The organism is Phyllobacterium sp. MT110, assembly GCF_058792715.1.
Genome location: NZ_JBXAFE010000001.1, coordinates 1,544,981 through 1,565,556, shown reverse-complemented (window position 1 = coordinate 1,565,556; position 20,576 = coordinate 1,544,981). Strand labels below are relative to the sequence as shown.

The following is a 20,576-nucleotide window of genomic DNA, read 5'->3' as shown; positions in this document are numbered from 1 at the left end:
CCCTTGCCTTCGCCTTCAAGCCAAGGCAATGAAGGCGCCAGAGGTGTTACGATGACCATTCACGATCAGGAATTGACTGATGCAGCCGGTTGCCACCCGATGTTTCTCGGGGTGCCGTCCAGCGTCGAGTTCAACAAGCTGCGCAAGCGCCTGTTGCGCAATACGCGGCAGGCCATCGACGATTTCGCCATGGTCAAGCCGGGTGAGCGCTGGCTGATCGGGCTTTCCGGCGGCAAGGATTCCTACGGGCTTTTGGCATTGCTGCTCGATCTGAAATGGCGGGGCCTGCTGCCGGTGGAACTGCTGGCCTGCAACCTCGATCAGGGACAGCCGAATTTCCCCAAGCATATCCTGCCTGAATTCCTTGAAAAGAACGGCATTGAACACCGTATCGAGTACAAGGACACCTATTCGATCGTCACGGACAAGGTGCAGGAAAACCAGACCTATTGCTCGCTTTGTTCGCGTCTGCGGCGCGGCCATCTCTACCGTGTGGCGCGGGAAGAGGGCTGTTCGGCGCTGGTGCTCGGCCATCACCGCGAGGACATTCTCGAAACCTTCTTCATGAACCTCTTCCACGGCGGCAGACTGGCAGCGATGCCGCCGAAACTGCTCAATGATGAGGGCGATGTCATGGTGCTGCGGCCGCTCAGCTACTGCGCCGAGGATGATCTGGAAAAGTTTGCCGGCGCCATGCAGTTTCCCATCATCCCCTGCGATCTCTGCGGCAGTCAGGACGGCCTGCAGCGCAACATGATGAAGGCAATGCTGACCGATATCGAAAAGCGCATGCCGGGCCGCAAGGAAATCATGATCCGCGCGCTTGCCAATACGCGACCGAGCCATCTTCTCGACCGGAGCATCTTTGACTTTGCCGGTCTTGCCACACAGGGAGCCGAAGCCAGTGCAGTTTAATGACAATGACGTCGATTGGTTGAGTGATCTGCTTGCCGCCGTTGCGGTTCAGGAAATCATGCCGCGCTTTCGCCAGCTCGGCACCGGCGATATCAAGCAGAAGACCTCGGCGCTTGATCTGGTGACGGAAGCCGACACGAGTGCGGAGCGGGTGATCACAGAACGTCTGCGCGAGCGTTACCCCGATGCCTTCGTGCTGGGGGAGGAAGCCTGCGAACTCGATGCATCGCTGCTCGGCAAGCTGAAGGACGCGCCGCTGGCTTTCATCATCGACCCGGTCGACGGCACCTATAATTTTGCCACCGGCGTGCCGCTGTTCGGTGTGATGCTTGCGGTCGTGGTCAATGGCGAGACGGTGGCCGGGATCATTCACGATCCCGTCGGCAAGGACTGGATCATCGGCGTCAAAGGGGCGGGCAGCCACATCCGCTCGGCCTTTGATATCAGGCAGAAAGTGTCTGTCACGCCGCCAGCAGCGGTCAACGAGATGCTGGGTGCGATTTCGTGGCAGTTCCTCGCCGATCCCCTGCGGTCGACGCTGGCGCGTAACCATGCCAAATGCAAGGCATCGTTCGGTTTCCGCTGTGCCGCGCATGAGTACCGGCTGATTGCTTCGGGCAATGCGCACTTCGCCATCTTCAACAAGCTGATGCCGTGGGATCATCTGGCCGGTGTTCTCATCCATCAGGAAGCGGGCGGCCATGCGGCCCGCTTCGATGGTTCTGCCTATCTTCCAAGGCATCTGGACGGCGGCCTGCTGATTGCGCCCGACAAGGCGAACTGGCAGGACTTGCGCCGGACTCTTTGGTCTGAATAATCCGCGGATCTAAACCCGCGGATTGTGGGGATGGAAGAGCTTGCCCTTCTCGGCAATCAGCACGAACATCAGGCCGATCACCGAAACAACGAAGAAGCCCAGGACCAGTGGCAGGGTTGTCCCGTCATAGGACTGGCCGATGATGGCGCCGATGGCACCGCCGCCTGCCGTGCCCATAAACCCAAGCACTGACGACGCCGTGCCGGCGACGTGGCCGAGCGGCTCCATGGCAAGCGCATTGAAGTTGGAGCCGATCCAACCGAACTGGAACATCGCCATGGCGAAGAGCAGGAGGTAGATCGGGAACGGTGTCGGATGCGGACCGAATATGGTCAAGAGCAGCCAGACCGTGTTGATCGTCAGGAAGCCCATCAGCGCACCATGCGACAGGCGGCGCATGCCGAACCGGCCGACAAAGCGCGAGTTCACGAAGGACGAAAACGCCATCATGATCGCGATGGATGAAAACGCCACCGGGAACCAGATGCCGAGATCATAGATGCCGATATAGATCTGCTGGGCCGAGTTGATGAAACCGAACAGCGAGCCGAACAGGAAGGCGCTGGCCAGCGTATAGCAAAGCGCCACCCGGTTGGTCAGAACGATCTTGAAGCCCTGCGCAACCGATGCCAGCGTAAACGGACGCCGGTCGGCTGGATCAAAGGTTTCCGGCAGGCGGAAATACATCCAGACGGTCACAGCCGCCGCCACGACAGCCATGAACATGAAGATCAGGTGCCAGTCGCCGAACAGCATGACGGCCTGACCCGTGCCCGGTGCGATAACCGGTACGATCATGAACACCATCATGATCAGCGACATGACTTCGGCCATCTGCCGCCCGCCATAGACGTCACGGACGATGGAAATGGTGATGACGCGGGTGGCGGCCGAACCGATACCCTGGATCAGACGGAAGAGGAGCAGGGAGGCAAAGCTTGGCACGAAGGCCGCGCTGGCTGCGGCGATGACATAGACAACCAGGCCGAACAGAAGCGGCTTGCGGCGGCCGAAGCGATCGGACAGCGGACCATAGAACAGCTGCGATACCGAGAAGCCCAGCAGATAGGCCGAAATCACATATTGCCGGTGGTTTTCATTCGTCACACCGAGGCTCGCGCCGATCTGCTGCAAGCCGGGCAGCATGATGTCGATGGCAAGCGCGTTGATCGCCATGAGCATGGCCATCATTCCGATGAATTCGACCTTGCCCATGCCCATCAGGCGCGGCGCTGTCGTTGGTGTGGTGGTATCCATTATGAGACCTGCAAAACAAAGACAAAGGCGTCGGAATAGCCGACGCCTTGAGAAAATGATTCCGGATTTCCCCGGAACCGATTGAAACTGTTGCGTAGTCAGGCCGCCTTGGTGGCGATGCCTTTTTCGCTGAGCAGGGTTTGTAGCTCGCCTGCCTGGAACATTTCACGGATGATATCACAACCGCCGACGAATTCGCCCTTCACATAAAGCTGCGGGATGGTCGGCCAGTTGGAATAATCCTTGATACCCTGACGCAGTTCATTGGATGTCAGAATATTCACGCCTTTGTAATCGACGCCGATGTAGTCAAGAATTTGCACGACCTGGCCCGAAAAGCCGCACTGCGGAAAGCCCGGCGTTCCCTTCATGAAAAGGACGACGTCGTTGCTCTTGACCTCATTGTCGATAAATTCATTGATACCGCTCATTTCGGCAACCTTTCATACCAAATGACAACGAATCGTCATCAATGGTCCAAATTGATCTCGTTTAAACAAATAGCGCTTCAAATCTGGCAAAACAAGGCTGGTCACTGTGTCATCTCGTATCATTATAGCGGTCAGCTTCGTCGTTCTGGCAATTTTGGGAGGAATTTTCTGGTTCATGCGCCCGGTATCACCGCCCAAGCCTGCCCCCAACCCGCCGATCAATATCTCCGATGGCGATCTACCCGACATTTGCCGGAAGATGACCTTCGAGGATGTCGATTCCATCGTCTGCGAGATCGACCTGCGCTCGCATCGCATCGATCTGGTGCGTACGGGCACCGACGGCGAACCCTACGGATCGCTGAAGACATTCATGGAATCCCGTCTGCTGGACACACGCCCGATCCTGGCGATGAATGCAGGCATGTATGAAAAGGACCTTTCTCCGGTCGGCCTCTATGTCGAGGATGGCAAGGAGACATCGGAACTGCAGACCGATGACGGCGACGGCAATTTCTACATGAAGCCGAACGGGGTTTTCTTCATCGGGAAGGACGGTTCCGCCGGCATTCTGGAAACGGCGGCGTTTGATGCGGCAAAACCCGATGTCCGCATCGCCACCCAGTCGGGGCCAATGCTGGTCATCAACGGGCAGGTGCATCCGCGGTTCGAGCCGAACGGAACATCACGCCTGATCCGCAACGCCGTCGGCGTTCGTGACGCCAACACGGTCATTCTGGCAATATCCATCGAGCCGGTGAGTCTGGGAAGTTTCGCCCGTCTGTTCAGGGACGGGCTGAATTGCGCCAACGCGCTCTTTCTCGACGGTACGATCTCGGCAGTCGCCAACAACCGCAAGACCCTGATTGGCGGGATCGACCCGGTGGGGCCGATTCTCGCCGTGTTCGCAAAGAAGTGATTATTCGAAGTGATTATTCGGGGGCGCTGGTCTGCAGGGCGAGGGCGTGCAGGACGCCCCCCATATTGCCCTTGAGCGCATCATAGACCATCTGGTGCTGCTGAACGCGCGACTTGCCGCGAAAACTCTCGGCGACGACTTCCGCGGCATAGTGATCACCATCGCCTGCCAGATCGCGGATGGTCACCTGCGCGTCAGGAATCGCGTCCTTGATCATTTTCTCGATGTCGCGCGCGTCCATAGCCATGTTCTGTCTCCCAAACTTTCGCCTGTCCTTTACCGGGACAGGATCATGCAGCCTGTGTTTCTTCGCCGTCCTGACCGCTCATGTAGTCAGGGAACCACGATTCGTGTGCTTTTGTCAGGTCTGCTACTGATATGGAGGCGAGGCCCTCGATCGTCAATGTGCTGCCACCTACAGTGCCCAGCTTGCGGAACGGAACGCCCGACCCCTCGGCATTGAGCGTGACGAAGTTGGCCATGTCAGGCGCAACGGCAATGAGATAACGCGCCTGATCTTCACCAAAAAGCAGGGCATGTGCGGGGCCTTCACCGACGGTGACCTTGGCGCCCTTGGCTGCAGCCATGCACATCTCGGCGAGCGCAATGCCAAGCCCGCCATCGGACAGGTCATGGCAAGCTGTGATCTGGCCGTTGCGGATGGCCGAGCGGACAAAATTGCCGTTGCGCTTCTCGATGTTGAGGTCAACCGGCGGGGGCGGGCCGTCGGCACGGCCATGCAGGTCGCGCAGGTAGACCGACTGGCCGAGATGCGTGCCGTCGCCGCCGATCAGGATCAGCACGTCACTCTCGTGCATGCCGCCGATCTTGGCTGTCTTCGACCAGTCAGGGATCAGTCCGACGCCGGCAATGGTGGGTGTCGGCAGGATCGCCTGGCCGTTGGTTTCGTTGTAGAGCGACACGTTGCCGGAAACGATGGGGAAGGCGAGCGCGCGGCAGGCGTCGCCGATGCCGCCAATGGCCTTGACCAGCTGTCCCATGATTTCAGGACGTTCCGGATTGCCGAAATTGAGATTGTCGGTGGCAGCGAGCGGTTCAGCGCCGACGGCCGTCAGGTTGCGCCAGCATTCGGCGACAGCCTGCTTGCCGCCCTCATAGGGATCGGCTTCGCAGTAGCGCGGGGTGACGTCGGAGGAGAAGGCAAGCGCCTTGCTGCGGTGACCTTCGACACGCACCACACCGGCATCGCCGCCGGGAACCTGCAGCGAATTGCCCTGAATCAGCGTGTCGTACTGTTCGTAGACCCAGCGGCGCGACGATAGATCGGGTGAGCCGATCAGCTTCAGCAGTGCGGCGCCGTAATCGTCGACATCGGGAACGCTGGCGGCGGGCAGCGGTGCATGCTTGCCGGGTTCCATCCACGGACGGTCATATTCGGGCGCCTGGTCGCCAAGATCCTTGATCGGCAGATTGGCGACTTCCTCACCCTGATGGATGACGCGGAAGCGCAGATCGTCCGTGGTATAGCCGACGATGGCGAAATCCAGGCCCCATTTCTTGAAGATCGCCTCGGCTTCCGCTTCCTTTTCCGGACGCAGAACCATGAGCATGCGCTCCTGGCTTTCCGACAGCATCATTTCATAGGCGGTCATGCGCTCTTCGCGCACCGGCACGTCATCGAGGTTCAGCCGGATGCCGAGATTGCCCTTGGCGCCCATTTCCACGGCGGAGCAGGTGAGACCCGCCGCGCCCATGTCCTGAATGGCGATGACGGCACCCGATGCCATCAGTTCCAGCGAGGCTTCGAGCAGGCATTTTTCCGTGAAGGGATCGCCGACCTGAACGGTCGGACGCTTCTCTTCGATCGATTCATCGAATTCCGCCGACGCCATCGTGGCACCGCCGACGCCATCGCGGCCGGTCTTGGCACCGAGATAGACAACGGGAAGGCCGACGCCCTTGGCTTCGGACAGGAAGATCGCATTGGTCTTGGCAAGGCCGGCGGCAAAAGCGTTGACCAGGATGTTACCGTTGTAGCGGGCATCGAAATTGACTTCACCGCCGACAGTGGGAACGCCGAAGGAATTGCCGTAACCGCCGACACCTTCGACCACACCCGATACGAGGTGGCGCGTCTTCGGGTGCGATGGAGCGCCGAAGCGCAGCGCATTCATGGCCGCGATGGGCCGGGCACCCATGGTGAACACATCGCGCAGGATACCGCCGACACCGGTCGCCGCACCCTGATAGGGCTCGATATAGGACGGGTGGTTGTGGCTCTCCATCTTGAAGACAACGCAGTCGCCATCGCCGATATCGACAACACCGGCGTTTTCGCCGGGACCCTGAATGACCTGCGGTCCGGTTGTCGGCAGGGTACGCAGCCATTTCTTCGAGGATTTGTAGGAGCAATGCTCGTTCCACATGGCCGAGAAGATGCCGAGCTCGGTAAAGCTGGGTTCACGTCCGATCAGGTCGAGAATGCGTTGATATTCGTCCGGCTTGAGCCCGTGCGAAGCAACGAGTTCCGGCGTGATCTGGATTGTGTTGGAGAGAACCATCGGTAATACCAATTCCATTGCGCTTTTCTTGGGTTCTCTTAGAGCAATTTGCACGGGGAATACACCGTCTAACGCGGAAAAATTGTCGCTTGCCGCGTTTCGTCAACAGGTGGTGTCGGATGGTAAATCGTATCAGCCTTGCGTGGCGCTTGGTACGTGGTTCGACAAGCTCACCATGAGGGGAGTGGTTTGGCTGCAATGCCAATCGCAAAGGTTGCAGAATATAACTCCTTGCAATCCTGACCCTCCCTCATGGTGAGCTTGTCGAACCACGCACAATGCTTACGCAATAGCCTTCAGAGCACTCACGAATAGCTGTCATAGCTCGCATTGTCGGTTTCCATCAGACGGCGCAGGATGGACAGGCCGTTTTCCACTTCACCGCGCGTTGCGGGTACCGAATAGCCAAACCGCACCCGGTGGAAGGTCTTTTCCGTCCGGCCCGGCTTGAATTCGTCCTCGTCGTCAATGAGGACACCTTCATTGAGCGCAGCGCTCTTGAAGGTCGCCGACAGCCATGGTTCCGGCAGTTTCACCCAGATAAACGGCGAATAGGGATGCGAGTTGATATCGAAACCGGCAAAGATCGATCGCGCCAGTGCTTCCCGCTCGGTGGTTTCTTCCCGGACCTTGACCCTGATAGCGTCGGCCTCGCCGGAATTGACCAGTTGCGCCCCGAGTTCCGCCATGAGGAACGGCATGCCGCCGGTGACCATCTTGTGGGCCGTCAGCACGCGCGATGCCAGATGCGGCGGGCAGGCCACCCAGCCGCCACGCACACCCGCCGCAACGGATTTCGATAGGCCGCCAATGTGGAAGGTTCGCTCCGGCGCCAGTTCGGCAAGCTTGACGTGATCAAGGCAGAGCAGCGATCCGTAAATCTCGTCCTCGATGATCCAGACATTGTACCGCCGGGCAATCTCGACAATGGCGCGGCGATGTTCCTCGGAGAGGGTTGTGGCCGTCGGATTCTGCAGCGACGGCATCAGAAACACGAGCTTCGGGTGCTGCTGGGCGCAGAGCCGTTCAAAGTCATCCGGAGTGGCGCTGCCGTTCTCGGTGTTCATGATGATGCTGCGCCGACCCATCAGATTGACGCTGCGCGCGGCGGAACAATAGGTCAAATCCTCGAAGGCGATACGGTCACCCGGTGTGGTAACCGCGGCAATGATCGCCAGAATGGCGGAATGCGCGCCGAGCGTCGGTACAATCGAAGCGGCGTCGGGCCGCCATTCCGCCGACCCGAGCCAGCGGCTTCCCGCCAATTGCCATGACGGGGGCAGGGTGCGGGAATAGCTGGCGATTTCGCCGGGATAGGACCGGGTGATATCCCGCAGAAAGCGGTCCATCACAACCGATTGCCCGACATCGATTGCCGCCGTGCTGTCGAGCCGGATATTGCCGGGCGCAATGACCGCGCTGCGCGTGCCGCCGAAGGGTTCGGAGTGCTGGGCGGGTGGAAGCTGGATCAGCTTCGTCTCCTTGTGGTCAATGACATAGGTGCCCCGACCCACTTCGCCGCTGACAAGACCGCGCTCGCGGATGAGATTGTACGCCCGACCAACCGTGCCGATTGTCACCCCGATATCGAAGGCGAGATTGCGCTGCGGAGGCAATTTCGTGCCCGGTGCAAGCACGCCGCCGGCAATGTCCGATTCAATCCGCTCCGCTAGCTGCAGATAGAGCGGGCCTTTGCCGTGTTTCAGTTCCGGAAGCCAATTTGTCATGGTGACAATTATGTATATTGCGATTCCAATTGAGTCAATCCATTACAATTTGCGATACAATTCGAGTCAATTCGGCTTGATAGGATGGATATGATGAGTACAATTGGTGCAATCAGAAGAAAATCCGCCGGTGTAAGCGATGCACGTGGCATTGCTTTGCCCAAATTGTCCCGGAGCAGGACGGCAGTCCTGCGTCAAATTTTGGGCTGGATGTTGCATGCTGCCGCAAAACGGCGCAGCCGCGTGCATTTGAGCGAACTCAGCGACGAGCAATTGCTGGATATCGGTGTATCGCCAGCGCAGGCACGGCAGGAGTCCAAGCGGTTTTTCTGGGATTGAACATCCGGTATGGCTGGCTGCTTCTTGAGTTGAGCAACCGCCGTCACTGCCAATGAGAATTACTGATACCCGCCCTCAGTAATATTGAATGAATCTTTTGTGATTTACCTATATATTGCATATTCAATCGTTTCAGGGAGGCGCATATGGGTACGACTTTTGTAGAACCTAACCGTCCCGCTATCCGGGGGCTGACCTATGCTTCACAGCCGGACTTCCTGTCACAGTTTGCCGGCTGGGTGGAAAGCGCCCTGATGAAACGGCGTACGCGGCTTCAGCTCGGCAAGCTGAGCGACGAAGGGCTCAAGGATCTTGCCTTGACCCGCGATCACGTCGAAGCCGATCTCGACCGTTATCTGTCGATGTGATGCCGCAAGCCGGCGCATGACCGCACCGGCTTGCGTTTCCATTTATCAGCCGCGCGCGGTGCAGGACGGTTGCCCTGCTGCCCAACGGCGTATGTCGGATTCAATGCGATTTCCCATGGAATGTCCCATCAGCGGGCCGAAGGCTTCGACCTTGGCCGGGTTGCCTTCCGCGTGAACAACCAGCAGCGGACGGCCGCCGGGATTGCCCGCCGGGACGACCAGGATGCGCGGGCGGCCGGAATAGGAATTGAGCTCCGGCGCGAGATGGTAGGGCTTGAACGCCGAATCCTTCGACTTGAACCAGCAGTTGTTGGCGGCAAGGGCCACCCTCTCCATGGTGGCGAGGGCGGCCTTGTCCGAACCGAAGGCCAGAGAGCCAGGCCCCGGCTTGCTGGGTGATTGGCATCCGGCGAGCGCCACGAGCGAAATCATCATGGCAACGCCAATCGTCTGCATTTTCATCCAGCTATCTCCAATGATACAAGGGCGGTTGATCAGCTTGCCTCAAGTTCCCCGAGGAACACTTTCAAGGCATCCGTCATCTCGAACCAGACCAGCGATAGCACCGGATCCTGAACAATCAGTTGCTCATAGGCATCGAATTTCGGAAATGGCTCGAGCAGGCGCGAACGGCGCGTCATCACCCGGAAATGGTTGAACAGGAAGCGGATCGGCGTCAGCCAGGCATCCGCCATGGTCATCTGCTTGCCCAGCGCATAGGGGCCATCTCCCATGCGGTGTTCGATTTCACGCAAACCGGCTTCCAGCTTGGCGAATAGTTTGGTGATCCGCGCATCGTCCTTGGATTTGGTGTGAACGAGCTCGAAAAGCTCCATGACGGGAACGAGGATTTCCAGTTCGGCGATACGGGCAGCCATGCGCACCACGGCGCGGTCACGCGAGTCCGCCGGCAGCAGAACCGGTTCGGGAAAATGTTCTTCGAGATATTCGGAGATTACCGTCGCTTCGATGATGGTCAGGCCCGAGCCTGTAATCAGCACCGGAATACGGTTGAACGGGGAAATGCTGCGGAACTCTTCGGGTATCGGAAAACCCGGCGGCGGCGCTACGACCTTGATGGGTGCCTTCTTGTAGTAGGCGATGCAACGAACAATCGAGGAGTAGGGGGAGAGCGGCCGCGAATACAGTTTCATTCTCAATTCCTCCGTTTGAGTGCCGTTCCGGCCCATGGCGGGGCGGAACGGCATTGCTCAAGCGTATAGAATTTTACTCAGGCGGCAATCCCAAGAATGCCCGCAAACAGGGCGCGGCCATCGGAGCCGCCATGGGCAGCTTCAATCAGGTTCTCCGGATGCGGCATCATACCGAGAACATTGCCTTTTTCGCTGATGATACCGGCGATGTCATTCATGGCGCCGTTCGGGTTTGTACCCTCCGCATAGCGGAAAACCACCTGGCCTTCGCCTTCGATGCGGGCCAAAGTCGTTTCGTCAGCGAAGAAATTGCCGTCATGATGGGCAACCGGGCAGCGGACGATCTGGCCATGCGAATAACCGCGGGTGAAGGCGGTGTTGGCATTGGTCACTTCCAGCTTCACTTCGCGGCAGACGAATTTGAGCGACGCATTGCGCATCAGGGCGCCGGGCAGCAGGCCTGCTTCCTGCAAAATCTGGAAGCCGTTGCACACCCCCATGACCATGACGCCCTTGTCGGCCTTCTCGCGGATCGCCTGCATGACGGGCATGCGCGCGGCAATGGCGCCGCAGCGCAGATAGTCGCCATAGGAGAACCCGCCGGGAATGACGATCAGATCGACATCGGGAATTTCGGTGTCCGTCTGCCAGACCGTCTGTGGTGCCTGGCCGGAGATTTTCGTCAGCGCCGCAATCATGTCACGGTCGCGATTGAGGCCCGGGAGAAGAACGACAGCTGATTTCATCGCTTAAACGAGCTCCACCGCGTAATCTTCGATGACCGTATTGGCGAGCAGCTTTTCGCACATCGCCTTGACGTTGGCTTCGGCAACGGCGCGGTCCTTGGTGTCGATCTCCACATCAAAGATCTTGCCCTGGCGTACGGATGCAACGCCATCGAAACCAAGACTGCCCAGCGCGCCGACAATTGCCTTGCCCTGCGGGTCAAGAACGCCATTCTTCAAGGTTACAGTGACACGTGCCTTCATCGATCGTCTTCTCCGAGATTGTTCAATCAGCGATTATTTAACGAGAACCGGCCCGGTCGGCCGCAACTGTTCATTTTCATTCATGATGCCCAGACGGCGGGCGACTTCCTGATAGGCCTCGATCAGACCGCCCATATCACGACGGAACCGGTCCTTGTCCAGCTTTTCGCTGGTCTGGCTGTCCCACAGGCGGGCGGAATCGGGGGAAAACTCGTCGGCGACGACAATACGCATCATATCGCCTTCCCACAAACGGCCGCATTCGATCTTGAAATCGACGAGCTGGATACCGACGCCGAGGAACAGGCCGCTGAGGAAGTCGTTGACGCGAATGGCCAGTGCCATGATGTCATCGATTTCCTGCGGCGCAGCCCAGCCAAAGGCCGTGATGTGCTCTTCGGAGACCATAGGATCGTCCAGAACGTCGTTCTTGTAGTAAAATTCGATGATCGAGCGCGGCAGAACCGTGCCCTCTTCGATTCCAAGACGTTTTGCCAGCGAACCCGCCGCAATGTTGCGGACGACCACCTGCAGCGGAATGATTTCGACTTCCTTGATCAGCTGCTCACGCATGTTGAGGCGGCGGATGAAGTGCGTCGGAATACCCATGCGGTTGAGCTGGGTGAAAATGTACTCGGAAATCCGGTTGTTCAAAACACCTTTGCCATCAATGACTTCGTGCTTCTTTGGATGCAGCACGGTGGTGTCGTCTTTGAAATGTTGGACAAGCGTTCCTGGCTCGGGTCCTTCGTAAAGGATTTTGGCTTTGCCTTCGTAGACACGGCGGCGACGGTTCATTGCAGGTCTCTGGTATTGGAGTTATCGGTCGGCCTTGGTCACAGCCGTCATGTTGGCGCGCTAACTATCGTAAAAGCAAGCATTCTACAATGATACTTTAGGGATCGGCACCATTTTGATCATATTAATGCGGCCGATCCTTTGGTTGGTCCCCGGATTTATGGGTTATATGGGCTTTTTACGACAATGTGACCCATGTTTGCCTGAAGAGGTTCATTTCAGACTTCCGATTTCGTGCAGAATGGTTATATGAACCTAAGAAACAATGCCTATCAGGGACTTGCCCTAAAAACGCCAAGACCGGGGAGGCATCTTTCACCGGAATGACCAATTCATTTTGCGGGAGCAAGAGAGGATGACAATGGAAGATCGCGAAAATGCCTTTGAAAGCAAATATGCGCATGACGCGGAGGTTCGCTTTCGGGCAGAGGCACGGCGCAACAAGCTGATTGGCCTTTGGGCAGCGGAAAAGCTGGGCAAGACCGGCGAAGAAGCGGAAGCCTATGCGCTTGAAGTCATCAAGGCGGATTTCCAGGAAGCCGGTGATGACGACGTTTTCCGCAAGATCCGTGCCGATTTCGATGCGGCAGGTGTCGACAAATCCGACCACCGCATCCGCCGTACAATGGATGAAATGCTGGAAGAAGCCATCCGCCAGATCCAGGGATCCTGATCTGTCCTGATCGGTCTTCGTAAAAACCGCCCTTCCAGGGCGGTTTTTTGTTGGCACTATCCCGTTGTTTTTGCTTCGCTCCCAATGGTCCTTTGATTCTGACATTTGCCTGAGTGGCTTGTATCAAAGGGGGGCAAATGTCAGAATCGGACCACAAGCCGAGTCGGCCATCAGCAACAATTTCCGGGAGAGATCATGTCGCTAGCATCACGTCTGAGGGCGGGAGAAACGGTTTTTTCCGCCTGGTGCAACCTGCCTCATCCGCTGGTCATGGAAACCCTGTGCCGGACGGATTTCACCGCCTTCATGCTCGACATGCAGCACGGCCCGTTCGATACGGAATCGGTTCTGCAAAGCATCGGTATCATCCAGAGCGCAGGCAAGCATACGGTGGTGCGCATTCCCGTCGACCGGTTCGACATGGCAAGCCGGGCACTGGACTTCGGCGCCGAGGGCATTATCGCCCCGATGATCAATTCGGTTGAAGATGCGCGGCGTTTTGCTGCTTCGATGAAATACCCGCCGGTCGGCGAGCGGTCGTGGGGACAGTTGCGCGGGCGCCCGGCAAGCTATGGCGCCAGCGGTTCCGGCGGCTATCTGAGTGAGGTCAATGCCAAGACGCTGGCTTTCGCCATGATCGAGACACGCGCCGCCTTTGCCGCGCTGGACGGCATTCTGGCCATCGATGGTATCGACGGCGTTTTTGTCGGCCCAGCGGATTTCTCCATCGGCTGGAGCAACGGAGCCGAGGTGGATGCCGGATCGCAGGCGATCATCGAGCCGCTGCGGGAAATCGCCGCCAAGGCACGCGCCGCAGGCAAACTCTGCGGCATCTACGCGCCCAATGCCGAACTGGCAAAGCGTTTCACCGGTCTCGGTTTCACCTATGTGCCGATCTCCGTCGACACGGCCTATCTGCAACTGGGCGTGCAGACATTGCTGGCAGCGATTAAATCATAATTGCGAAATAAATTTCGCAAAGACCATCGTGCCTTCCGGCCAGGGTCCATGGCCGGATTCGGCGTTGAGGTGGCCTGATTCACCGGCATCGATGAACAGGGATCCCCAGGCCGCTGCCAGGTCTTCTGCAACGGCATATTCGCAATAGTGATCATTGCGGCTGGCAACGACGATGGATGGAAATGTGAACGGCTCGCGCGGGTAGGGGCCGAATGTCATCAGGTGCTTCGGCCGGATTTTCGGGTTCGACACGTCGGGCGGCGTCACCAGGAAAGCGCCTTTGATCTTGCTGCCGATCTGCGGCAATGCGTGCACAAAGGTCGGCACCCCCAGGGAATGCGCGACAACGACAACGGGCAGGGTCGCTTCGTTGACGGACTTGACCACTTCCGCCACCCAGTCCGCAAGCACAGGCTTCGACCATTCCTTCTGCTCGACGCGCCGCGCCGTGGAAAGCTTGGCCTCCCAGCGCGTCTGCCAGTGATCGGGACCGGAATTGGTGTAACCGGGAATGATGAGGATATCAGCGTCTTTGACTTTCATGCTCCCCATTTAGGAAAAATATCGGGGAACCGCAACGCCACAAGATTGTAAACAATCCGGATTTGATGGTTCGCGAATGGTGAACATGCTGTTCGCCGCTGCACGGCTTGTATCTGTTGATGTAACGACCGACTTTAGATGCAATGTAACAGGTGGATCGCCGGGAGTGCACATGAAGGTCACACGCAGAGATGTTGTCGGCGGTGCCGGAATATTGGCTTTCCAGGCGATTGCGGGATCAGCCCGCGCGGAGACAGATATGAACAGTGTTCCCTTTGCAGCAACGGCCCCGACCCATGTGTCAAAAGTTGGCATCAAGGCGAGGGATGCCGATCAGCTGGCGAAATATTACAGCGAGGTTGTCGGCTTGCGGGAACTCTCCCGCAAAGGGCAGACGGTCATTCTTGGAGCAGGTGAGACGCCCTTGCTCGAAATCGAGCAGGCGGCGGCGATCCGTGCCGACGATCCGCACAGCGCCGGACTTTATCACACGGCTTTTCTGCTGCCGCGCCGGGTCGATCTTGCCCGGTGGGCGCGGCGCGCCATCGACCAGCGCACGCCGATTGTCGGCGCATCGGACCATATTGTCAGCGAGGCCATCTATCTGACGGACCCGGAAGGCAATGGCATCGAGATTTATGCGGATCGCCCGCATGAGAACTGGAAATGGAACGGTTCATCCGTCGAGATGGGCACCGCTGCGCTGGATGTCGGTAATCTGCTTGGCGCGCTGAAGCCGGATACGGCGGAATGGAATGGTGCGCCCGATGGCGCCATGGTTGGCCATCTGCATCTGCGGGTCGGCAATGCCGGGGACGCGGAGGCATGGTGGCATCGTGAGCTCGGCATGCAGACTGTTGCCGGTTTCGGCGGCAGTGCCGTGTTCCTGTCGACCGGCGGCTACCATCACCATGTTGCTGCCAATTCCTGGCAGAGCAAGGGTGCGGGCAAGCGGGACAATGACCGTTCCGGTCTCGCCTGGGCCGAATTCGTGTCGAGCGATGCCCGGGACGAGCGGGAAATCGTCGATCCCTGGGGCAATGTCATGCGCATCGTACCGGCAAAGGCCTGACCGTTTTCCGCCAACAAAAAGCCCGCGAAACCGCGGGCTTTTCTTTTGATCAATGGGGCATGTTCAAGCTTCGCCGAACACGCGCCTGAAAATCGTGTCGACATGCTTGGTATGATAGCCAAGGTCGAATTTCTCGCGGATCGTCTGTTCTGGCAGCGCGGCGCGGACGTCCGCGTCGGCCAGCAGCTCCTCGAGGAAATCCTTGCCCTGTTCCCAGACCTTCATCGCATTGCGCTGAACGAGGCGGTAGGAATCCTCGCGGGACACACCGGCCTGCGTGAGGGCAAGCAGCACGCGCTGGGAGTGGATCAAGCCACGGAACTTGTTCATGTTTTTCAGCATGTTGTCCGGATAGACCAGCAGCTTGTCGATGACGCCGGTCATGCGGGCAAGGGCGAAATCAAGCGTGATCGTCGCGTCCGGGCCGATCATGCGCTCGACGGATGAATGCGAAATGTCGCGCTCGTGCCAGAGCGCCACGTTTTCCATGGCGGGCAGGGCAAAGGCGCGCACCATGCGGGCGAGGCCGGTCATGTTTTCCGTCAGCACCGGATTGCGCTTGTGCGGCATGGCGGAGGAACCCTTCTGGCCGGGGGAGAAATATTCCTCCGCTTCCAGAACTTCCGTGCGCTGCAGGTGGCGAATTTCAACGGAAAGGCGCTCGATGGACGAGGCGATGACGCCGAGCGTGGCGAAGTACATGGCATGGCGGTCACGCGGGATGACCTGTGTGGAGACCGGTTCCGGCTCCATGCCCAGCGACTTGGCCACGTGTTCTTCGACATAGGGATCGATATTGGCGAATGTGCCGACAGCGCCGGAAATGGCGCAGGTGGCGATCTCGGCGCGTGCGGCCACGAGACGGGTGCGGCAGCGCTCGAATTCGGCATAGGCCTGTGCCAGCTTGACGCCGAACGTGGTCGGCTCGGCATGGATACCGTGGCTGCGGCCGATGGTGATCGTGTCCTTGTGCTCGAAGGCACGCTTCTTGAGGGCTGCCAGCAGCTTGTCGAGGTCGGCCAGAAGGATGTCGCTGGCGCGCATCAGCTGGACGTTGAAACAGGTATCGAGCACGTCGGACGAGGTCATGCCCTGATGCACGAAGCGCGCGTCGGGACCGACGATCTCAGCCAGATGCGTCAGGAAGGCGATGACATCGTGCTTGGTCTCGCGCTCGATCTCGTCGATGCGGTCGATATCGAATGTCGCGGCGCCGCCTTTTTCCCAGATTGTCGCAGCAGCTTCCTTGGGAATGACGCCGAGTTCCGCCAGCGCATCGCAGGCATAGGCCTCGATTTCGAACCAGATGCGGAATTTCGTTTCCGGGGACCAGATGGCGACCATTTCGGGCCGCGAATAACGCGGGATCATTGTGTGTTCCTATAGGCAATCGGTGGGCGGATGAGTGTGAGACCTGCTCTAACAGACCAAGACGCCGTACTCAACGCGCCTTTTCGGCATGAACAGCGAAATGACCGGCATCAATAACGTGCGGTGACCGCCAGCCAGCGATAATCGGGGCCTTCAAAGCCGATGGAACGGACGGCGATCAGAATGGCGAGGGCAGGCTTACCATCTGCCAGATAGAAGGTCTGGACGGCGCCGATGCTATAGCCTTGCGGGCAATTGCGGCTCGACGGGATGGATTTGTCTTCGTGCAGTGTCCTGACATCGGCGGATGTACCCTGCTGAATCGTCAGGCGAAACCCTTTGTACATCTCCGGTTCCGGGCATTTGTCCGGACGCGGGACATCGATTTCCTGCAGTTGCACCGTCAGCGGCTCGTCCATGGGCGGGAAAACCGGGCGCGGATTGAACGTTGTCTTGAACTTGTCGGCCGACAGTTCGGTGATCGGGTTGGCTGCAACCGTATCGCCGGCATTGGCGCGCAGTTCCGTGTCGGCAAGCCCGGTCAGCCCCTGTGCATCCCGGCCAGCCTTTTCGCGGGCATCGGCGAGAGAGGCCTTTTCATCGTCGAGGCGCACCCGCACCGGTGTCTTGGGAAGAAGGGCGTCGGTTGCCGTGTCGATATAATAGCGGTTGGCATAGGGAAAGCCGGAACCATCCTGGACGCCGTATTCCTCGAAGGCAAAAACCTTGCCGTCTTTGGAAAAGCCAAGAATGTCAAGTTTTGCAACATCTCCTGCCCGTGCCGCCACTGGCGAAAAACCCACGACCAGAATGGCGAGGGCGGCGCGAAGCAGGCGGGAAAGGCGCATCACGAGCCCTTGATGGTTGCGTTGCGGATCAGCTCGATATTGGCGCGGTAGCTTGCTTCCGATCCGCCCTTGAACACGGCAGAACCGGCAACAAGCGCATTGGCGCCTGCCTGTGTTGCCAATCCGGCGGTGTCCGCGGTAATTCCGCCATCCACTTCCAGATCGATCGGGCGGTCGCCGATCATCGCCTTGACCTTGCGGATCTTCTCCAGGGTCTCGGAAATGAATTTCTGGCCGCCAAAGCCGGGATTGACGGTCATGACCAGCACCAGATCCACGTCGTTCAGGACATATTCGATGGCAGATTCCGGCGTTCCCGGATTGATGGCGATGCCGGCCTTCTTGCCAAGGGCGCGAATGGCCTGCAGCGAGCGGTGGACGTGCGGTCCGGCCTCGGCATGAATGGTGATGATGTCCGATCCGGCCTTGGCAAAGGCTTCGAGATAGGGATCACACGGCGCAATCATCAGATGGGTGTCGAAAACCGCAGAGGTCAGCGGGCGGATTGCCTTGACCACTTCGGGGCCGAAGGTGATGTTCGGCACGAAATGGCCGTCCATGACGTCGATATGCACCCAGTCAGCACCCGCCTTGAGCACGGTGGTGACTTCCGAACCGAGCTTCGAAAAGTCGGAAGCGAGAATGGACGGGGCGATGACAAGCGGGCGGCTCATGGCGTTCTCCGGTAGAAATGTTGTGCGCGCCCGTTACCACGCGCGTCCGGACCGCACAATGAAAACCGTCAGGGCCGGGCGTTCCACACAGGAAACAGGTCGTTTGGAGCCGCTGTTGCCGCAAACACGCCACGCGCGACGGCCCGTGCCATGGTGGAAGCCGCTGCTGCGCACAATTCGATGAATTCGTCGATCTCGGGCGCCCGCCCGGCGGTGCCGGTTGCAAGGGCAAACACCAGATCGCCGTCGAATGGCGTATGCGAGGGCCAGATGGCGCGGGCAAACCCGTCATGCGCCGCAATGGCGAGACGTTTGGCCTGCGCCTTGGTCAATTGCAGGTCCGTGGCGATGACACCGATGGTCGTGTTGGTATCTGTTGCCGCTTCCTTGAATTTTGTCTTGATCTCCGCCGCGTCGGCGGGAAGCGGATGCGGCAGGCCAAGTCCGCCGAACTCGTCGCCAATTTCGAAGGGCGCTGCCCAGAAGTGGCGGCTGCGCCCGATTGTGACCGATCCCAGCGCATTGACGACCACCAGCGCGCCCATTGTCGCGCCGTTCGGCAGGATGGATGAGGCCGAACCGAGCCCGCCTTTCAGGCCGGTCACCAGCGCGCCCGTACCGGCGCCGGTGCTGCCGAGGGCAAAATCGCGCGATGCGGACTGCACGGCCTGATAGCCAAGCTCGCGATAGGGTGGATAAAGGCCCCAATCCTTGTCGCCGCCATTGATCAGGTCAAACAGGATAGCGGCAGGGACGATCGGAATGCGCTGGCCGCCAACCTTGAAGCCGATGCGCTTTTCGCGCAGGGCCGCCTGCACGCCCGATGCGGCATCGAGGCCAAAGGCCGAACCGCCTGACAGAACCAGTGCATTGATGGTTTCAACCGTGTTGTGCGGCTCGAGCAGATCGGTTTCACGGGTGCCGGGCGCGCCGCCAAGAACCTGTACGGCGGCCGTCGCGGGTTCATCGCAGAGGATGACGGTGGTTCCCGATTTGATGGTTGCATCCGCGGCATTGCCGATGCTCAGACCAGCGACATCGGTGATGAGGTTGCGCGGCCCTGTCTTCAGCGGCATCAGTTGGTCTCCTGCACGAACTGTTTTCCATCATAGCGCTGCAGGCGAAACGTATCGGCAATGCGCTCGCCGCGAGCGTCGAACTGCACGGGGCCGATGGCGGTTTCAAAGACGTTTTTCCTGAGAAGATCGGATAGGGAAGCGGCCTGGGCCTGCGCGGTTGTCAGCAGCTGGACGGCAACTTCCGCTGCGGCGTAGGCGGGAATGGCATAACCTTCGGGCACTTTGCCGGCGAGTTCCATAGCGTTGCTGGCATTGCGGGCGCTTTCGAGGGTCTCCGGATCGCGCGGTGCAATCATCAGCGTTCCCACGGACAGATCACCGCCGCTGGCGGTCGCTTTCAGCGATTCACCGCCGATGATCGTCAGGGGATAGTTGAGCGCCACGGCGCTGCGGCCGATGGCAGCGACGTCATCCCGTTCGCCGCCGACGAAAACCTGTGTCGCTCCGGCCCGCTTCAGGCGCCCGACCAGCGCATTCTGATTGTCGAGGCCGGGGCGGTAGGTATCGGCAAACACAGGCTTCAGACCTTTTTCCTCGAGGCGCGCCCGCACCGTGGCGGCGATCTCACGGCCGAAAATCGTGCCGTCATCGATGATGGCGAAGGGCGTGGTCCGCCAGAGGTTCACCAGAATGTCGCCGGTCTCGCGCGCGGCATTGCGTTCGGAGGAGGCAATGCGAAACACCGGATAGGGTGTATCTGCGCGCATTTCGGTCAGGGTCAAATCCCGAACCCCGGGTGTAATGACGGCAATGCCTTTCTGCCCGAGGATGGGCAGGGCGGCTTCAAGCGATTCCGTGCAGAGAAAGCCGACCACAATCGTCGCATTGGCCAGCACCATTTCCCGGGCGGCGGCGGCCCCGCCTGCCGCATCGCATTTGTCGTCGGCTGTCACAACGCTGATGTCTTGTCCCTGCTTATTGCCGGCAACCGCGGCATTGGCACCGTCGACCAACTGATTGCCAAGCCGCGCAAAGGAGCCGGAGAGCGGTGCAATGACGCCGATCTTGTCCTGTGCGTTGGCGACGCTGCCGAACAACAGGCACAGACCAAGCGTCGCGGCTCGTATCATGGGATTCATTGCGATATTGCCGTACCTTCGAGATGGCGGATGACGAAACT

General features: G+C 59.2%; 24 protein-coding genes. 8 read left to right on the top strand and 16 right to left on the bottom strand.

Annotation, left to right across the window (positions count from 1 at the left end):
* Positions 1 to 51: 51 nt before the first annotated feature.
* Together ttcA and AC1Q5O_RS08140 are read left to right on the top strand one after the other, a co-directional pair.
* Entirely contained in the window at positions 52 to 915 is an 864-nt protein-coding gene (gene ttcA, locus AC1Q5O_RS08145; protein ID WP_492562353.1) for a tRNA 2-thiocytidine(32) synthetase TtcA, read from the top strand.
* Complete coding sequence (locus AC1Q5O_RS08140; protein ID WP_492562352.1) at positions 905 to 1,732, top strand: inositol monophosphatase family protein; 828 nt, start codon at positions 905 to 907, stop codon at positions 1,730 to 1,732. The genes ttcA and AC1Q5O_RS08140 overlap by 11 nt, the downstream gene beginning before the upstream one ends.
* Before the next feature lie 9 nt (positions 1,733 to 1,741).
* On the opposite strand, the gene AC1Q5O_RS08135 is transcribed toward AC1Q5O_RS08140, so the two are convergent.
* Both AC1Q5O_RS08135 and grxD read right to left on the bottom strand, forming a co-directional pair.
* Complete coding sequence (locus AC1Q5O_RS08135; RefSeq protein WP_223613479.1) at positions 1,742 to 2,947, bottom strand: multidrug effflux MFS transporter; 1,206 nt, start codon at positions 2,945 to 2,947, stop codon at positions 1,742 to 1,744.
* Between the two features lie 140 nt (positions 2,948 to 3,087).
* On the bottom strand, positions 3,088 to 3,420 hold the full coding sequence (gene grxD / locus AC1Q5O_RS08130) for a Grx4 family monothiol glutaredoxin (protein WP_105732441.1): 333 nt from the start codon (positions 3,418 to 3,420) through the stop codon (positions 3,088 to 3,090).
* 175 nt (positions 3,421 to 3,595) lie between these two features.
* Here grxD and AC1Q5O_RS08125 point away from each other — a divergent pair, with 175 nt between their 5' ends.
* On the top strand, positions 3,596 to 4,339 hold the full coding sequence (locus AC1Q5O_RS08125; RefSeq protein ID WP_403176100.1) for a phosphodiester glycosidase family protein: 744 nt from the start codon (positions 3,596 to 3,598) through the stop codon (positions 4,337 to 4,339).
* A gap of 13 nt (positions 4,340 to 4,352) precedes the next feature.
* Here AC1Q5O_RS08125 and AC1Q5O_RS08120 read toward each other — a convergent pair whose 3' ends face one another.
* The 3 genes from AC1Q5O_RS08120 to AC1Q5O_RS08110 all read right to left on the bottom strand — a co-directional run bounded on the left by AC1Q5O_RS08120 (position 4,353) and on the right by AC1Q5O_RS08110 (position 8,588).
* The gene (locus tag AC1Q5O_RS08120; RefSeq protein WP_223612969.1) at positions 4,353 to 4,586 is read right to left on the bottom strand and encodes a BolA/IbaG family iron-sulfur metabolism protein; all 234 of its coding nucleotides are present in this window, start codon (positions 4,584 to 4,586) and stop codon (positions 4,353 to 4,355) included.
* 43 nt (positions 4,587 to 4,629) lie between these two features.
* A complete protein-coding gene (gene purL, locus AC1Q5O_RS08115) occupies positions 4,630 to 6,861 on the bottom strand; it encodes a phosphoribosylformylglycinamidine synthase subunit PurL (RefSeq protein ID WP_492563113.1) in 2,232 nt (743 codons plus the stop codon).
* Positions 6,862 to 7,166: 305 nt separating this feature from the next.
* Entirely contained in the window at positions 7,167 to 8,588 is a 1,422-nt protein-coding gene (locus AC1Q5O_RS08110) for an aminotransferase-like domain-containing protein (protein WP_492562351.1), read from the bottom strand.
* A gap of 84 nt (positions 8,589 to 8,672) precedes the next feature.
* On the opposite strand from AC1Q5O_RS08110, the gene AC1Q5O_RS08105 reads away from it, so the two are divergent.
* Both AC1Q5O_RS08105 and AC1Q5O_RS08100 read left to right on the top strand, forming a co-directional pair.
* Positions 8,673 to 8,927: a DUF1127 domain-containing protein gene (locus tag AC1Q5O_RS08105; RefSeq protein WP_492562350.1), complete on the top strand. Its 255-nt coding sequence runs from the start codon at positions 8,673 to 8,675 to the stop codon at positions 8,925 to 8,927.
* 146 nt (positions 8,928 to 9,073) lie between these two features.
* Complete coding sequence (locus AC1Q5O_RS08100) at positions 9,074 to 9,295, top strand: DUF1127 domain-containing protein (RefSeq protein WP_223612972.1); 222 nt, start codon at positions 9,074 to 9,076, stop codon at positions 9,293 to 9,295.
* A gap of 45 nt (positions 9,296 to 9,340) precedes the next feature.
* Here AC1Q5O_RS08100 and AC1Q5O_RS08095 read toward each other — a convergent pair whose 3' ends face one another.
* From AC1Q5O_RS08095 to purC, 5 genes are all read right to left on the bottom strand, one after another.
* Positions 9,341 to 9,757, bottom strand: coding sequence for a hypothetical protein (locus tag AC1Q5O_RS08095; protein ID WP_223612973.1), 417 nt, complete (start codon positions 9,755 to 9,757; stop codon positions 9,341 to 9,343).
* A gap of 32 nt (positions 9,758 to 9,789) precedes the next feature.
* Positions 9,790 to 10,449 (bottom strand): glutathione S-transferase family protein, encoded by a 660-nt coding sequence (locus AC1Q5O_RS08090; RefSeq protein WP_105732448.1) that lies wholly within the window; start codon positions 10,447 to 10,449, stop codon positions 9,790 to 9,792.
* 77 nt (positions 10,450 to 10,526) lie between these two features.
* A complete protein-coding gene (gene purQ / locus AC1Q5O_RS08085) occupies positions 10,527 to 11,195 on the bottom strand; it encodes a phosphoribosylformylglycinamidine synthase subunit PurQ (RefSeq protein ID WP_130270331.1) in 669 nt (222 codons plus the stop codon).
* A 3-nt stretch (positions 11,196 to 11,198) separates the two neighbouring features.
* On the bottom strand, positions 11,199 to 11,438 hold the full coding sequence (gene purS, locus AC1Q5O_RS08080) for a phosphoribosylformylglycinamidine synthase subunit PurS (protein WP_105732450.1): 240 nt from the start codon (positions 11,436 to 11,438) through the stop codon (positions 11,199 to 11,201).
* A gap of 33 nt (positions 11,439 to 11,471) precedes the next feature.
* Positions 11,472 to 12,236: a phosphoribosylaminoimidazolesuccinocarboxamide synthase gene (gene purC / locus AC1Q5O_RS08075; RefSeq protein WP_105732451.1), complete on the bottom strand. Its 765-nt coding sequence runs from the start codon at positions 12,234 to 12,236 to the stop codon at positions 11,472 to 11,474.
* Positions 12,237 to 12,591: 355 nt separating this feature from the next.
* Here purC and AC1Q5O_RS08070 point away from each other — a divergent pair, with 355 nt between their 5' ends.
* Both AC1Q5O_RS08070 and AC1Q5O_RS08065 read left to right on the top strand, forming a co-directional pair.
* A complete protein-coding gene (locus AC1Q5O_RS08070; protein ID WP_223612975.1) occupies positions 12,592 to 12,909 on the top strand; it encodes a DUF1476 domain-containing protein in 318 nt (105 codons plus the stop codon).
* A 195-nt stretch (positions 12,910 to 13,104) separates the two neighbouring features.
* Positions 13,105 to 13,869, top strand: a complete 765-nt coding sequence (locus AC1Q5O_RS08065; RefSeq protein ID WP_492562349.1) for an HpcH/HpaI aldolase family protein — start codon at positions 13,105 to 13,107, stop codon at positions 13,867 to 13,869.
* Here AC1Q5O_RS08065 and AC1Q5O_RS08060 read toward each other — a convergent pair.
* A complete protein-coding gene (locus AC1Q5O_RS08060; protein ID WP_223612977.1) occupies positions 13,864 to 14,412 on the bottom strand; it encodes an RBBP9/YdeN family alpha/beta hydrolase in 549 nt (182 codons plus the stop codon). The genes AC1Q5O_RS08065 and AC1Q5O_RS08060 overlap by 6 nt on opposite strands.
* 172 nt (positions 14,413 to 14,584) lie before the next feature.
* On the opposite strand from AC1Q5O_RS08060, the gene AC1Q5O_RS08055 reads away from it, so the two are divergent.
* Positions 14,585 to 15,484: a VOC family protein gene (locus tag AC1Q5O_RS08055; protein ID WP_492562348.1), complete on the top strand. Its 900-nt coding sequence runs from the start codon at positions 14,585 to 14,587 to the stop codon at positions 15,482 to 15,484.
* 63 nt (positions 15,485 to 15,547) lie between these two features.
* Here the strand turns inward: AC1Q5O_RS08055 and purB are convergent, their stop codons facing one another.
* The 5 genes from purB to AC1Q5O_RS08030 all read right to left on the bottom strand — a co-directional run bounded on the left by purB (position 15,548) and on the right by AC1Q5O_RS08030 (position 20,526).
* Complete coding sequence (purB, locus tag AC1Q5O_RS08050; protein WP_492562347.1) at positions 15,548 to 16,855, bottom strand: adenylosuccinate lyase; 1,308 nt, start codon at positions 16,853 to 16,855, stop codon at positions 15,548 to 15,550.
* 110 nt (positions 16,856 to 16,965) lie between these two features.
* Complete coding sequence (locus tag AC1Q5O_RS08045) at positions 16,966 to 17,703, bottom strand: DUF2259 domain-containing protein (protein ID WP_492562346.1); 738 nt, start codon at positions 17,701 to 17,703, stop codon at positions 16,966 to 16,968.
* Positions 17,703 to 18,377, bottom strand: coding sequence for a ribulose-phosphate 3-epimerase (gene rpe, locus AC1Q5O_RS08040; RefSeq protein ID WP_492562345.1), 675 nt, complete (start codon positions 18,375 to 18,377; stop codon positions 17,703 to 17,705). Before rpe ends, AC1Q5O_RS08045 begins: the two co-directional genes overlap by 1 nt.
* Positions 18,378 to 18,445: 68 nt before the next feature.
* Positions 18,446 to 19,453, bottom strand: a complete 1,008-nt coding sequence (locus AC1Q5O_RS08035; RefSeq protein ID WP_492562344.1) for a P1 family peptidase — start codon at positions 19,451 to 19,453, stop codon at positions 18,446 to 18,448.
* Positions 19,453 to 20,526, bottom strand: coding sequence for a branched-chain amino acid ABC transporter substrate-binding protein (locus AC1Q5O_RS08030; protein ID WP_492562343.1), 1,074 nt, complete (start codon positions 20,524 to 20,526; stop codon positions 19,453 to 19,455). The genes AC1Q5O_RS08035 and AC1Q5O_RS08030 overlap by 1 nt, the downstream gene beginning before the upstream one ends.
* Positions 20,527 to 20,576: the final 50 nt, after the last annotated feature.